We start from the raw sequence: 14,006 nt of genomic DNA on the forward strand, positions 1-14,006 counted from the left end.
GCCAATCATAAAACCTGATAACTTATTGGACCAATTACTCAGGTTGTATGACTACTCTAAGAGGGAACCCATTGTGAAAACCTTAAACCGTCGTGATTTCCCCGGCGCGCAGTACCCTGAACGTATCATCCAGTTTGGCGAAGGTAACTTCCTGCGCGCGTTTGTTGACTGGCAGATTGACCTGCTTAACGAGCATACTGACCTGAATGCTGGCGTGGTCATCGTCCGACCCATCGCCAGCGATTTCCCGCCGTCGCTGAGCACTCAGGACGGCCTCTATACCACGATTATTCGCGGATTGAATGAAAAGGGCGAGGCGGTCAGCGATGCGCGTCTTATTCGTTCGGTAAACCGCGAAATTAGCGCCTACCACGATTACGATGAATTTCTGCGCCTGGCGCACAATCCGGACATTCGTTTTGTCTTCTCCAACACCACGGAGGCCGGTATCAGTTACCATGCGGGCGACCGTTTCGACGATGCCCCCGCGGTAAGTTATCCGGCGAAACTGACCCGGCTGCTATATGAGCGCTTCAGCCATTTTGCCGGCGCCGCCGATAAAGGCTGGGTTATCATCCCTTGTGAGCTCATTGATTATAACGGCGAGGCGCTGCGTGAACTGGTGCTGCGCTATGCACGTGAATGGGCGCTGCCGGCAGCTTTCGCCGCCTGGCTTGCAGAGGCGAACACCTTCTGTTCGACGCTGGTGGACCGCATCGTGACCGGCTATCCGCGCGATGAAGCGGAGCAGATTGAAACGCAGCTTGGCTATAACGACGCCTTTCTTGATACCGCCGAGCACTTTTACCTGTTCGTGATCCAGGGGCCGAAATCGCTTGCCGCCGAACTGCGCCTCAATAAATTACCGCTCAACGTGCTGATTGTTGACGATATCAAACCCTATAAAGAACGGAAGGTAGCGATTCTTAACGGCGCGCATACCGCACTGGTGCCGGTAGCCTGGCAGGCGGGCCTGGAAACTGTCGGTGAAGCGATGAACGACGTGGAAGTCTGCGCATTTGTCGAAAAAGCGATATACCAGGAGATTATCCCGGTTCTCGATCTGCCGCGCGATGAGCTGGAATCATTCGCCAGCGCGGTAACAGGACGCTTCCGCAACCCCTATATCAAACACCAGCTGTTATCCATCGCCCTCAATGGCATGACTAAGTTCCGTACACGTATCCTGCCGCAGCTGCTGGCAGGGCAGAAGCAAAGCGGTAAATTGCCACCGCGCCTGACTTTCGCGCTGGCGGCATTGATCGCCTTCTACCGCGGTGAGCGTAACGGTGAAGTCTACCCGGTTCAGGACGACGCGGAATGGATCGCTCGCTTTCAGACGCTGTGGGCGCAGCATCGCGATGGCCAGCTTTCAACGCAGGATCTGGTAACGTCGGTGTTGTCGGTAGAATCGCACTGGCAGCAGGATCTGACGCAGGTGCCAGGACTGACGGCGCAGGTAACGGCTAATCTGGATGCTATCTTACGTGACGGCATGCGCAGCGCCGTAAAACCGCTGTGCTAAACGCTCCTCTGCAATGACCCGGCATGCTGCCGGGTTAATCTCTTTCATTAGTTACAACATTCTGGTTGTTGTTAGCAGAAAACCGTTGCAGTAACATCGTACCGACATCGCTTCGCAGCGGGGAAAGGGATGAAATGTGCACTCGGCGCTTGAAGTCATTTTCAGAAAGCAAAATAATGACTTAACGATGATGTTTAGCGTGCGGAGATCCCATCAATGAATATAGACATACGTGAACCTACTGACCGGGATTACAGCGCCTGGCGAGTGTTATGGGAGGGGTACACGCAGTTCTATAATAGCCCGCAGCCGGAAACCGTCACCGAACATACCTGGCGACGTCTGCTGGATCCGCAGTCTCCGGTGATCGGTCGGGTAGCCGTGGTTGAGGGCGAGGTGCTGGGGTTTGCTATCTGCGTACTTCACGAAGGCACCTGGGTAACGACGCCTGTCTGTTATCTGGAAGACCTGTTTGTTGCACCAAAAGCCCGCGGGCGGGGAGTCGCGAGAACGCTGATTCGAACCCTGCAGGCTGAAGGTAAAATTCAGGGATGGTCGCGGCTGTACTGGCACACCCGTCACGATAATCCTGCACGCCGACTGTATGATGAATTCACCCCTGCGGACGATTATGTTCGGTATCTGATGAAGCTCTAGCTGTGCGACACAGGAGAAGCAGCATGGAAAAACGAATCGAAACTACCGTTAATCTGATTATGTTTCTGTCGTTACTGGCCACCGCCTGGGATCTTTCGCTGGTTCACGACTTCCCCTGGTGACATGCAGCGGCGCCGTCGGGCGCCGCTGGTACCGAACCTATTTGAGGTAATCCGCCATATACTCTTCGATCATTTCGCTGAAGCTGTGGTTGGCGCTAAACCCAAGACGCTGAGCATAGCGCGTGTCGAAATCGCCGGGCCACGAATTGACAATGCGTTCAATGGCGGCATCGGGGGTGAAGGTGATACGCTGCGCGACTTCACTGCCGGCAACCTGGCGCAACGCCGCGATCATCTGTTCGACGCTGACCGACAGCCCGCAGAGATTAATCACCCGACCGTCCGTCAACTGTGCTTCAGCCAGTTCATGCCCGTGAATTAAAGCCTTAATTGCGTTACGGGGCGATAACAGCCACAGACGGGTATCCGCCGCGACCGGGCAAACGGCGGATTCCCCATTAAGTGGCTCGCGGATAATACCGCTGGCAAAACTCGATGCCGCCTGATTGGGCCTCCCCGGGCGCACGACGATGGTGGGCATGCGCAGGCTTCTGCCATTAAGCCAACCGCGACGGCTGTAATCCGCCAGTAACAGATCGCAAATGGCTTTTTGCGTGCCGTAAGAACTCTGCGGCAACCATACCTGTGAATCGCACACTTTTTCCGGCAAGTCGCCGCCGAATACCGCCACCGAACTGGTGGTCACCAGTTTGACGTTCTTCGGCAACTGACGCAGATGCTCCAGCAGTTGACGGAAGGCATCAACGTTGATTTTCATCCCCAGCTCGAAGTCTTGTTCAGCCTGGCTTGAAACGATGGCGGCTAAATGGAAGACGCTATCGACCTGCGCTGGAATCGCGCTACGTAACCATTCGCTATCGCTGATGTCGCCGGTTAATACCTGTAAACGGCTATCGTCGATCCCCTGTAACGCCACGCGGTCGATAGCGATCAGTCTACTGATTTCTTGCGTTTCGCCCTGCGGGTTGCTCAACGAACCGCGCTGAAGCAGCGCCTTGACCAGTTGGGTGCCGAGAAATCCGGCGGCGCCGGTGACGGCAATCGTTAATGTATTATTCATGGTGATTTTCTCAATATTATTAATGGTTAACCATACGGGCAGGAATACGGAATATCGCAGCAGCGCCGATAAACAGCGTCGCGGAGATGATTAAGGTGCCGGTTAGCGTCGAATGGGTCATATCGGTGAGCAGGCCCATAATCCACGGGGCGACAAAGCCGGCTAGATTGCCAAAGGAGTTGATTACCGCGATACCGACCGCGGCGGAAGCGCCGCCAAGAAAGGCCGTCGGCAGGCTCCAGAAGAGTGGTAGGGTGCTCAATCCGCCGGCGGCGCCAATTGTTAAACCGATCATCGCAATCACCAGATCGTGGCTGAACAGCGCCGCAATAATCATCCCCAGGCCGCTCATGACGGCGATGGCGGCGAGATGCCAGCGACGTTCTCTATGTTTATCGGCGCTGCGCGAAGCGGCAATCATGGTGACTATCGCTGCGGCATAAGGAATAGCGGTTAACAATCCGACTTTCAGCACATCGCCTTCACCGGCGTTATGAATCAGCGTTGGCATCCAGAAACTGACGGTATAGAACCCGGCAATCAGGCAGAAATAGATAAAAGTCAGTAACCAAACCTTCGGATTCTTCAATACAGCCAGCATTGAACCATGCTGTTCGGTCTTATGGCTGCCATCGCTGCGCAGTCGCGCCTCGAGCAACGCTTTTTCGTCATCTGACAGCCATTTCGCCTGAGAAATGCGGTCGGTCAGCAGAAATATCACCAGCACGCCAATCAGCAGAGATGGCGCGCCTTCAATAATGTACAACCACTTCCAGCCAGCGAGGCCGCCGTACTCATGAAAATGGCCCATAATCCACCCGGAGAGCGGAGCGCCGAGGATCCCGGAAAGCGGTACGGCGGTAGCAAAGAGGGCGAACATCCGCCCGCGGCGATAGCTGGGGAACCAGAACGAAAGATACAGAATTACCCCGGGATAAAAGCCAGATTCCGCCACGCCTAAAAAGAAGCGCACGGTATAAAACTCCAGCGGCGTGCGCACAAATGCCGTCAGCGGCGCAATGAGCGCCCAGGAAATAAGTAAACCGCCAAGTAAACGTCTGGCGCCAAAGCGATGAAGGATCATATTACTGGGAATTTCAAAAAAGAAAAAACCGATGAAAAATATTCCCGCACCGATACCGTAAACGGTGTCTGAAAATGCCAGATCGCTCGACATTTGTAATTTAGCGATACTGACGTTGATCCGGTCAAGATAGGCCAGAATATAGCAAATCATTAATAAGGGCAGCGTGCGGCGGACGACTTTCTTCCACACTAACTCTTCATTTATGGCAGGCGCAACGCCCTCCAGACTCAACGCAGAGTGGTTTGACATAGTTCTATCTCCGAAAAATGAGCGCGCATCGGCGCTCACTGAGGCATTGATATTATGTAGGTTTTAGTTATTTAACCAGGTTTGCGCCCAATCCAGTCCGGCTTGCGTTCCGGCGCGAGGACTATATTCCGCGGCGACGTAACCATCATATTTTTCCTGCTCGAGTACGGCGAAAATCCATTGATAATCCACTTCGCCGTCAATCGGCTCCTGGCGCGCCGGTACCGACGCAATCTGAATATGGCCGATATACTCTTTATAGTTTTTCAATAAATACGTTAGATTGCCATCGACCTGCTGGGCATGGAAAATATCAAGCTGCAGTCGAATATTGTCGCGGTCCGCCTGGCGAATATATTCCATCGCCTGATATTGGCTGGAAAATAAATAACCCGGACGGGTGGCGGGCGATAAACCTTCAAGCAAAATGGTGATGTTATGCGGTTTGGCCAGATCCGCCGCATAGCGTACGTTGTCAATAAACGTGTCCGCACAGTGCTGCCGATCGAACCCTTCGGTGACGCCCGCCATAACATGTATCGCCGGGCACTGCAGAGCCGCAGCATAGTGAATGGCTAAATCAATGGCTTTGCGGGCTTCCTCTTCACGGCCAGGTAAAGCCGATAATCCCCATTCGCCGCGTGCGGTATTGCCTGCCGGAGTATTAATGCCGATAAGCTTGAGGTGATGTTTCTCTAATTCGCGGGCGACGGTCTCTACGGGATATTCGTAAGGGAACCACATCTCAACGGCATTAAAACCGGCTCTGGCCGCCAGGGAGAAGCGCTCCAGAGGCGGATTTTCGCCGAATAACATCGATAAATTGGCAGCAAGTTTCAACATTATTGCATTCCTCGAAGCACAGTCATTTGTTGATGATCGAGATAGTTCACCGGGCTGTTTTTCAACGTGAAGAACAGGCGGGCGGACGCTTCCATCTCTTCCAGATTGTCGGCGGCATCGCGTAGCGATTTGCCCACCACCACCGGGCCATGATTAGCCAGCAAAAAAGCCTTATGCTTCGCGGCGCGTTCGCCGAGCCATTGGCCAATCTGCGGATCGCCAGGGCGGAAATAGGGGACCAGCGGTATTTCGCCGACCCGCATGACCACATACGGCGTACAGGCCGGCAGGGTATTAGCCGGGTCCAGGTCCTGCAGGCAGGATAGGGCCGTCAGGTAATGGCAATGCAGATGGACGACGGCGCGACACTGCGGATTGTTGCGGTACAGCGCGAGATGAAAACTCACCTCTTTTGAGGGTTTTAAACCCGAGAGCAATTCACCGCTCAGAGTCACGTGCGACAATTCTTCGGCGTTAAGCTCGCCAAGACAGGAGCCTGTCGGGGTGGCCAGAATCGTGCCGTCAGCAAGCTGGACGGAAAGATTGCCAGCCGAACCGGTTGCATAGCCGCGATTAAAGAAAGAGCGAGCGATAGAGACCATCTGTTGGCGTAAGGATGACTCGTTCATGCGCAAGCCTCCGCGGTCTGCGCGCGGGCAAAGAAATTGTCATCGCCAAAATTACCCGATTTGAGCAGCAGGAAAAGCGGCCGGGAATCTGCCTTGATCCATGGAACGCCGGGTGAGACCGCGGCGCCAATAGTGAAATGGCGAATATCAAGCGCTTGCGTTACCGCGCCGGAGGTCTCTCCGCCCGCGACGATGAACCGGCTCACGCCTTGCTGCGCAAGTTGTTTTGCTAATTGAGAAAACAGCGTCTCAACGATCAACCGACTTGGCTCGGCGCCATAGCGCTGTTGGATGTTGTGCAGCTCTGCGACCGAAGTCGTGGCGTAAACCATTGGCGCCATGGCCGCGTCGGACTGCTGGTGCAGCCATTCAACGATCTGACCGCAATACTCATCAAGCGTCCAGCGTTTATCAAGCAAACCTGCCACGTCCACGGCCAGCGCTGGCGCCAGTTGGCGGTATTTTTCCACCTGTGACTGAGTTCTCATAGAGCAGGACCCGGATAATACTACCGTACAGGCCGCTGGCGTGGTGACGCTAAAGGGAAGGGAAGGCTCGGTGGCGTTGGCCCAGCAACGCGCGAGACCCGCGGCTAAGCCGGAACCACCGGTAACCAGCTTCATATCGTGCAACGCTTGCCCCTGAATTTGCAGATGTTTCTCGTTTAATGCGTCCAGCGCGATATAGCGATAGCCCGCGGCGGATAGGGTTTGGAGCGCGTCGCGCACGGCTGCCTCGCCGGATTCCAGAATCTGTACATTGATAAGGGCGCATGTGCCGCGTGACTGACGTTCCATTAAACGGCGCAGATCGCTGTCATCCATGGGATTGACCGGATGGTTGCGCATACCGGACTCCTGTAGCAGGCGGTCTTCTACGAATAAATGTCCCTGATACACCGTACGACCGTTAATAGGCAACGCCGGGGAGATAATCGTGGTTGCGACGCCCAGCGCATCCATTAAGGCATCGGTTACCGGGCCGATATTCCCCTTTCTCGTGCTATCGAAGGTAGAGCAGTACTTAAAATAAAAACGATCGCACCCCTGTTGTTGCAGCCAGTGCAGCGCATTAAGTGACAGCGTCACAGATTCTTCGGCTGGTACAGAACGTGATTTTAGACTCACGACTAATGCGCGCGCATCGCCCTGGTAATCTTCACCGGGGACGCCGCTAAACAGGCTGGTCGCTATTCCGTTATTAGCCAGAAAACTGGCGATATCCGTCGCGCCGGTAAAATCATCGGCAATTATGCCTGCTCTCATATCCTGTCCCCTCATACAGCGAGTGTTAATTTACGGTATTATCTGTTGTTAAATGTTAATATCAATGATTGAGGTGATGAATACAGCGACGACGATCACAATAAATAACATTTATTATCTATTTTTCACATTAACAGGCACTGTTAATCCAGTGTACAGCCTTGGATGATGTGATAAAATGTGAAAATATGAGATAGCGAGACACCATCAGGAGAAATCGATGCTGCCATTGGAGAGACAAGAGAAGATATTGGAAATCATTAAAGACAAAGGGGTGGTCAGCGTCGTCGAACTGGTCGAGGCGCTGGGCGTGTCGCATATGACAATCCGGCGCGATATTCAGCGCCTGGAGCAGCTTAACGTGCTGGCCAGCGTATCGGGGGGTGTGGCACTTCCGCAACGAACCCGCCTGCTGAATGAACCTTCGCATCGCGATAAAACGCTTATGTTTCCCCAGGAAAAGGAGGCTATTGGCCTGGCGGCGCTTAAGCACATTCCTGCCAACAGTACCGTCTATCTGGATGCCGGGACCACGACGCTCGCGCTGGCCGAAAACCTGGTTGAGCGTCAGGACTTGCTGATCATCACCAATGATTTCGCCATTGCCAATTTGATGATTGAACGCGGGCAATGTGAATTGATCCATACCGGCGGACGCTTATGCCGTGAGAATCAGTCGACCGTTGGCCACCTGACGGCAAAAATGCTGGAGAACCTGTTTATCGATGTCGCGTTTATTTCGGCGTCATCATGGAATTTGCGCGGACTGTCGACGCCCAACGAAAATAAAGCCATCGTGAAACAGACCGTGGCGAAGGTAAGTGAAAAATGTATCCTGCTAAGCGACTCATCAAAATATGGAAAAATGGCGAATTACCTGATCCTGCCGCTGAGCGAGCTTGATGTCATCATCAGCGATGACCGGCTTAGCAGCAGTGTGGTAAATCAGCTGAATGCGCTTAACGTTGATGTCGAACTGGCGACTACGCGTTAACCAGGCGTCGCGCGACAATAAACAGCCGCGGGAACAATAACAATACCTTTCCGTTACACTGTAACGGATAATGTTGTTGTAACAGCGTCAGATAACGCTCTAAAAACACGTTCTTTTCTTCTTCATCAAGATTTTGCAGATACGGGCGCAGACCGGTCGCCTGCAGCCAGTCAACGATCGCCTGGTGCGATTCCAGAGGGTGATAATAGGTGGTGCGCCAGATGTCCACCTCGCAACTGCTGTTGCTCAGCATGTCGTAATACTGCTGGACGCGGGGGAGCGGCTGTCGGCCACTTTCCGGAAATCCCAGTTCTTCAGCGACCTGACGCATCAGGGTATGAGAGGGCTCTTGCCAGTTATCCGGCATCTGAACCGCCAGAACGCCGCCATCGCTTAACTGACCGGCCAGTCGCGGGAACAGCGTTTGATGGTCTGTGAGCCATTGTAAAGAGGCATTGGCATAGATCACGTCTGCGGGCTCAGATGGCTGCCAGTCTTCTATATTTGCGGTGATAAACTCACAATCGGGAAGCGCTTGCGCCGCCTGTGCCAGCATGGCGGCGGAATTATCAACGCCAATAATTCGCGCTTCAGGCCACGCCGCACGCAGTAAGGCCGTGCTGTTGCCTGGACCGCAGCCCAGATCCACAGCCAGCTTGACCGGCTGTTGCGCAATACGCGCCGTTAACTCAGCCGCCGGTCGGGTGCGCTCATCAGCAAATTTCAGATACAGCGAGGGATTCCAGTCTGCCATAGATAACCTCATGTTAACGATCCGCGTCTATCAGCATAGAGGACGTAGCGCGGTTGTGAAGCTGTTTTTTTAGTGACAGCGTCACTTTTTTTCGGGGCGAAGGGTGCGGCGCCCATCACACAGATTGCAGGGTTTCTTCGTTACACTGGTAGTGCATATATAACAGGGATGAATGAAATAATGGCCTTAACCATCAGGGTATTGCTGGAAAATCGCCTTGCAGCGCAGGCCGATCCGGCGTTGACAGCCAAAGCCGGACTTAGCCTGCTCCTTGAAGATGAAACCAGCAAAGTGCTGTTTGATACCGGCCCTGACGGCAGTTTTCTTAAGAATGCGCAGCGGATGGGGATTAAACTGGATAACTTGACCGCGGCGGTATTATCACACGGCCATTACGATCACTGCGGTGGCGTCCCCTGGCTGCCGGAGGGGAGCCGAATTATTTGTCATCCACTGCTTACCCAACCGCGCTATGCCGCTATCAGCCTTGGCCGGCACGTACGCAAAATCAAAAAACTCTCGCTTGAGCTCGACTATTCCCGCTTTCGCATGGAATGCTACCGGCAGCCGTTTGCCATCAGCGAACGTCTGTTGTGGTCGGGCGAGATCGTGGTAAACCGTCCGCAATCCTTTGGCGTTTTAGCCAGCTCGCCGTTAACGCCTGATTATATCGTCGATGAAGGCGTCCTTATTTATCTTTCCGACCACGGTCTGGTCATCATTTGCGGCTGCGGACATCGCGGCGTAGAGAACATTGTGCGGCATTGTCAGAATATCACCGGCATCGAGCGGGTCCACGCATTGATCGGTGGGCTACACCTGCGCGCCGCATCCGTCGCCAGGGTCTGGCAGGTCCGAAGTTATTTACAGCAGCTGCAGGTGGAGAAAATTTTGGCCTGCCACTGTACCGGCGCCTGGGGAAAACTGTGGCTCGCCGGCGCACAGGCGCCGGCTACAGGGGATATTTTGCAGCTAGCTTAATAAGGATCAGTCGGCATCTTTCAGCATTTCGGCGCGCCGGGCGGTGGCATAGACGAATTCCAGCATCGGCTCAAGGTCAGTATCATGACCGGCCTGGATAATTTTTCCGCGTAGCCATTCGATTTCGCTGGTGATATCCGGGTGAAAGATGTTGTTGTCCTGCGCTTTACGCAACCATTTGAGAAGAAAGTTATTTTTCCCTCTCGCTCCGCCCGATTTTTTCGTTTTTACGTGGATTTTCAGCGCGACCAGAATGCAGTAGTAAAAATGAACGCGCTGGTTGAAACTTTGATGCATGTCGGTATTTCCCGCCAGGGTAAGCCGCTCGCCGCATCAGGCGACGAGTCGAATGGAGCCAGGTCACGGGGGGATCGTTTTGTTGACGACCTCTATCACTGCACCCGTACCGCCCGGCATCCAGGACTGGATGCTCGCGGAATGGTGGCACGGATATTAAAGCGTCGTCAATTATTGATTAAATTGTTACCAGTATCATGATTAATCGGCATACATCATACGTTCGCCCTGGTCTGTTGTATTTTGATTAATGGTGGATACCAGACCGGCGCACTATTCACTTCGGACATACGGCGGGCTCCTTCATCTGAATGGGGTCTTTAACCGGATAAGCCGGACTGCCGTAATCGGCGCACCTTGTTGTGACTTTTACCTGGTCACAGGGCTGGAAATGCACGGTGATGCCGCAGGTTTTGTCTGTGGAGGTATAGGGCGGGAGTGGCACGATGCGTGAATGCTGTTTTTTCATCCGCCTGATTTTTGCGAACCATTCCCTATTTTTAGCACTGTACTCATCCCAGGCACGATTTCTGTCTTTTTGAGACATCCCTGTGGTATTGGGTGGGATGGGTTTGGGTTCTGTCATATCAAGAGTGCTACCCAGACCTGTTTCCCAGTCTATCCTGACGGTCATGCCGGGTTTCCATGACGGCGGTGCGCGGTAACAGCATCCGCCGCCTCCCCCCTGAAAGGGGCCTATGGCATCAAGACCGGACTGTCCGTTAACGCTGAAATGATTAATCGCCCATTTGGTATGGTTGATGGCTTCGATAGTGCCTGCAAATGCGACGGGAGAGCCGGTAAGCAGCAGAACGACACCGGTCAGCAAAGTCCTGTAATAGGGATTCATCCATAATTCCTTTTATTCAGGGATGGGGCATGATTTTAATGCCTACTATTTGTAAGGATTCTCCTCTGTTTTTTTCTGAAAATCAAAAAAACAGGCTTAACGCGAGTTTTAGTTACACTGAACTTCGGATTCCTCGACGAACCCAAAGCAGCAGGATAAACGCCATGGCGACGACCACCGCCGCCAGTAGGTACAGCGTATCGAGCGCATAATAACCCGCCACCCAACCGGCCACCGGGCCGGTCAAACCCAGCGCCAAATCGAGAAAGGCTGAATAGGTACCCAGCGCCGTACCCTGGTTTTGTTCTTCTACCTGTTTCACCGCCTCGACGCCCAGCGCCGGAAAGACCAGCGAGAAACCAGAACCGGTGAGGAATGCGCCGATACCGGCGATCCACGCCGACGGTGCCTGCCAGATAATCAATAACCCAAGACACTCTACTACGAAGCAGACAAGCGACACCGGCACGCCGCCGTAGCGGGTAATGGTGTTGCCAAGGATCAGGCGTATACAAATGAAACCGATGCTGAAAAGAGAGAGGGTGAAGGCCGCGCCTTGCCAGTGGTGAGCCGAAAAATAGAGGGTAATAAAGGTGGCGATAACGCCAAAGCCGACGGTACCCAGCGCCAGTCCCAGCCCGTAGGGCCAGATTCTGCGCACTACCACATGGAATGGCGCTCTCACTCCGGCGGTCACGCTGACATCCTGGCGGGTACGGGCGAAGAGTAATCCAATTAGCGCAACCAGCACCACCACTACGGCAAAACCGCTGATGCCAAAATAACTATTGAGCATCACCCCCAGCGGCGCGCCGACGGCCATTGCCACGTAGGTCGCGACGCCATTCCATGAAATCACCCGCGAGGTGTGAATCGCGCCAACGGTTTTAATGCCCCATAACGTTGCCCCGGTGGCGGTAAAGCTCTCTCCCACGCCGAGGAAAACCCGGCCAATCAACAGGGCACTGACGGCGAGAAGCGGTATAGCTTGCAACATCACCGCCGCGAGGGTGAAGAGTCCGCTTAACATGCAGCAGATGATGCCGAGGCTAACGACCTTTTTTGGCCCCCAGATATCGGTATAGCGGCCAGCATGCGGGCGGCTTACTAGCGTTGAAATGTACTGCAGGCTGATAACGACTCCGGCGATTAGCGTACTGTACCCGAGCTGGTAGTGGATGTAGCCGGGAAGCACCGCCAGCGGCAGGCCGATGGAGAGATAGCAGATACAGGTGAAGACAACGATGGAAATAATTCGCAGGTTAAGCTGAGTGGTGCTGACAGAAGTAGTCATAACGCTAAGTGTTTAAAACGAAAGGGAGGTTAAGCATAGCGCAAGCGCGGCGGCTCCGGCGAGCGGGCGAGCATTTTATGCCAACGCTCGGTTCATTTATTGGCAAAATGACCGATAATATAGCTATACAGATGATAAATAACGCCCATATTATTTCTTAGAGTGATACCTGAGTTTGAAAGGGAAATGGATGAGTGGCCAGTCTTAGGATGGAGCACGGCAACCTATTTGCTTCCCGGAGGTCATCGCGATGAAAAAATTACTTATATTGCTCATTGTTTTTGCTGTATCCGCCTGTTCAGGAGGTTCCTCATCATCCTCGGGGATGGCGCCGGGTCAGGGCCTTGATTCGCAGACCTGCATGAACGACACCATTGACGCTAACAGCGCCTGCGGCCATTCGGTCGCGCCACAGTTTAATTGATGATAAAGACAGCCTGAGAGAGGAACTCGCCTCAAATCAGGCTGCCGACTATTTTAACGGGCAAAGCGCTTCGAACCGATCACGCAGAAAATGATGCCAAGCGTGACGACAACCATCAACGGGCTCACTGATTCATGAAGGAGTAGTGCCGCCAGCGCCAGGCCGAAAAAGGGCTGCAATAGCTGGAGTTGACCGACCGCCGCAATACCGCCGATTGCCAGTCCCCGATACCAGAAGATAAAACCTATCAGCATGCTGAATAACGAGACATAGGCCAGCGCGGTCCACGCAGACGCACTGATACCACGGAAACTGACGGGAAGCGTTAACCCGCAGGCTAGCACCATCAGGGGCAGGGACAGGAGCAGCGCCCAACAGATGACCGCCAGCCCGCCAAGCTCTCGGGTGAGGCGCGCCCCCTCGGCATAACCCAATCCGCAGACCACTACCGCCGCCAGCATCAGCAGGTCGCCTGAAATGGACATCCCGGTGTTACCGGCCAGCGCGAAACTGGCTACCAGTATGCTGCCCAGCAGCGAGAATCCCCAAAAGGCAGGGCGCGGTCTCTCACCGCCGCGGATCACCGCGAAAATCGCCGTCGCTAGCGGCAATAACCCAATAAAAACAATTGAGTGGGCAGACGTCACCCGCTGCAACGCCAGTGCCGTCAGCAGCGGAAAGCCGATGACCACGCCGCCGGCAACCAGCGCCAGTGAACGCCATTGTCCCGCTTGCGGGCGCGGCAGGCGTAAAAGCCAGATCAGGCCCAGCGCAAGCCCCCCGGCAATCGCCCCACGGCAGAAAGTCAGGAAAAAAGGATCGAACTCCTGCACGGCGATGCGGGTGGCGGGTAGCGAGCCGCTAAAAATAGCGACGCCGATAAAACCGTTTATCCAACCGGATATAGAAGTGGAAGCGCGACGGTTGTGCACGTGTGACCTCTTTGTAGTGATAGTTAAGGTGGTTGACCGGGTCGATAGTAGGTCGCACAATCCATGACAATCAAATAATTGT

General features: G+C 54.1%; 14 protein-coding genes. 4 read left to right on the plus strand and 10 right to left on the minus strand.

Going from position 1 to position 14,006, the window contains the following annotated elements; genetic code table 11:
* The first annotated feature begins 73 nt into the window (after window positions 1-73).
* Together ABLU80_RS03740 and ABLU80_RS03745 are read left to right on the plus strand one after the other, a co-directional pair.
* Complete coding sequence (locus ABLU80_RS03740) at window positions 74-1,525, plus strand: tagaturonate reductase (protein ID WP_348849713.1); 1,452 nt, start codon at window positions 74-76, stop codon at window positions 1,523-1,525.
* A 216-nt stretch (window positions 1,526-1,741) separates the two neighbouring features.
* Complete coding sequence (locus tag ABLU80_RS03745) at window positions 1,742-2,182, plus strand: GNAT family N-acetyltransferase (RefSeq protein ID WP_032711589.1); 441 nt, start codon at window positions 1,742-1,744, stop codon at window positions 2,180-2,182.
* Between the two features lie 159 nt (window positions 2,183-2,341).
* On the opposite strand, the gene denD is transcribed toward ABLU80_RS03745, so the two are convergent.
* The 5 genes from denD to otnK all read right to left on the minus strand — a co-directional run bounded on the left by denD (window position 2,342) and on the right by otnK (window position 7,398).
* Complete coding sequence (denD, locus tag ABLU80_RS03750; RefSeq protein WP_348849714.1) at window positions 2,342-3,325, minus strand: D-erythronate dehydrogenase; 984 nt, start codon at window positions 3,323-3,325, stop codon at window positions 2,342-2,344.
* A 19-nt stretch (window positions 3,326-3,344) separates the two neighbouring features.
* Window positions 3,345-4,661 (minus strand): MFS transporter, encoded by a 1,317-nt coding sequence (locus ABLU80_RS03755; protein ID WP_348849715.1) that lies wholly within the window; start codon window positions 4,659-4,661, stop codon window positions 3,345-3,347.
* Between the two features lie 63 nt (window positions 4,662-4,724).
* Complete coding sequence (gene otnI, locus ABLU80_RS03760) at window positions 4,725-5,504, minus strand: 2-oxo-tetronate isomerase (RefSeq protein ID WP_126027956.1); 780 nt, start codon at window positions 5,502-5,504, stop codon at window positions 4,725-4,727.
* Window positions 5,504-6,133, minus strand: a complete 630-nt coding sequence (locus tag ABLU80_RS03765; protein WP_020078909.1) for an aldolase — start codon at window positions 6,131-6,133, stop codon at window positions 5,504-5,506. The genes otnI and ABLU80_RS03765 overlap by 1 nt, the downstream gene beginning before the upstream one ends.
* A complete protein-coding gene (gene otnK, locus ABLU80_RS03770) occupies window positions 6,130-7,398 on the minus strand; it encodes a 3-oxo-tetronate kinase (protein WP_285176896.1) in 1,269 nt (422 codons plus the stop codon). Before otnK ends, ABLU80_RS03765 begins: the two co-directional genes overlap by 4 nt.
* Before the next feature lie 220 nt (window positions 7,399-7,618).
* Here otnK and ABLU80_RS03775 point away from each other — a divergent pair, with 220 nt between their 5' ends.
* Window positions 7,619-8,392, plus strand: a complete 774-nt coding sequence (locus ABLU80_RS03775; RefSeq protein ID WP_015366705.1) for a DeoR/GlpR family DNA-binding transcription regulator — start codon at window positions 7,619-7,621, stop codon at window positions 8,390-8,392.
* Here the strand turns inward: ABLU80_RS03775 and tam are convergent.
* On the minus strand, window positions 8,382-9,146 hold the full coding sequence (gene tam, locus ABLU80_RS03780) for a trans-aconitate 2-methyltransferase (protein ID WP_063446911.1): 765 nt from the start codon (window positions 9,144-9,146) through the stop codon (window positions 8,382-8,384). The two genes, ABLU80_RS03775 and tam, sit on opposite strands and share 11 nt — an antisense overlap.
* Window positions 9,147-9,326: 180 nt before the next feature.
* Here tam and ABLU80_RS03785 point away from each other — a divergent pair, with 180 nt between their 5' ends.
* The gene (locus ABLU80_RS03785; protein WP_348849717.1) at window positions 9,327-10,127 is read left to right on the plus strand and encodes an MBL fold metallo-hydrolase; all 801 of its coding nucleotides are present in this window, start codon (window positions 9,327-9,329) and stop codon (window positions 10,125-10,127) included.
* A 6-nt stretch (window positions 10,128-10,133) separates the two neighbouring features.
* On the opposite strand, the gene ABLU80_RS03790 is transcribed toward ABLU80_RS03785, so the two are convergent.
* From ABLU80_RS03790 to ABLU80_RS03805, 4 genes are all read right to left on the minus strand, one after another.
* The gene (locus tag ABLU80_RS03790) at window positions 10,134-10,424 is read right to left on the minus strand and encodes a hypothetical protein (protein ID WP_015366702.1); all 291 of its coding nucleotides are present in this window, start codon (window positions 10,422-10,424) and stop codon (window positions 10,134-10,136) included.
* 277 nt (window positions 10,425-10,701) lie between these two features.
* Entirely contained in the window at window positions 10,702-11,274 is a 573-nt protein-coding gene (locus ABLU80_RS03795) for a DUF3304 domain-containing protein (protein WP_348849718.1), read from the minus strand.
* Between the two features lie 112 nt (window positions 11,275-11,386).
* Window positions 11,387-12,568 carry an MFS transporter gene (locus ABLU80_RS03800; RefSeq protein ID WP_348849719.1) on the minus strand — a complete coding sequence of 394 codons (1,182 nt, stop codon included), beginning with the start codon at window positions 12,566-12,568 and terminating at the stop codon, window positions 11,387-11,389.
* 477 nt (window positions 12,569-13,045) lie between these two features.
* Window positions 13,046-13,924 (minus strand): DMT family transporter, encoded by an 879-nt coding sequence (locus ABLU80_RS03805; protein ID WP_260841527.1) that lies wholly within the window; start codon window positions 13,922-13,924, stop codon window positions 13,046-13,048.
* Window positions 13,925-14,006 lie beyond the last annotated feature (82 nt).

This window comes from Klebsiella sp. CN_Kp104 (genome assembly GCF_040064515.1).
In the GTDB taxonomy this organism is placed as follows: Bacteria; Pseudomonadota; Gammaproteobacteria; order Enterobacterales; family Enterobacteriaceae; genus Klebsiella; species Klebsiella aerogenes.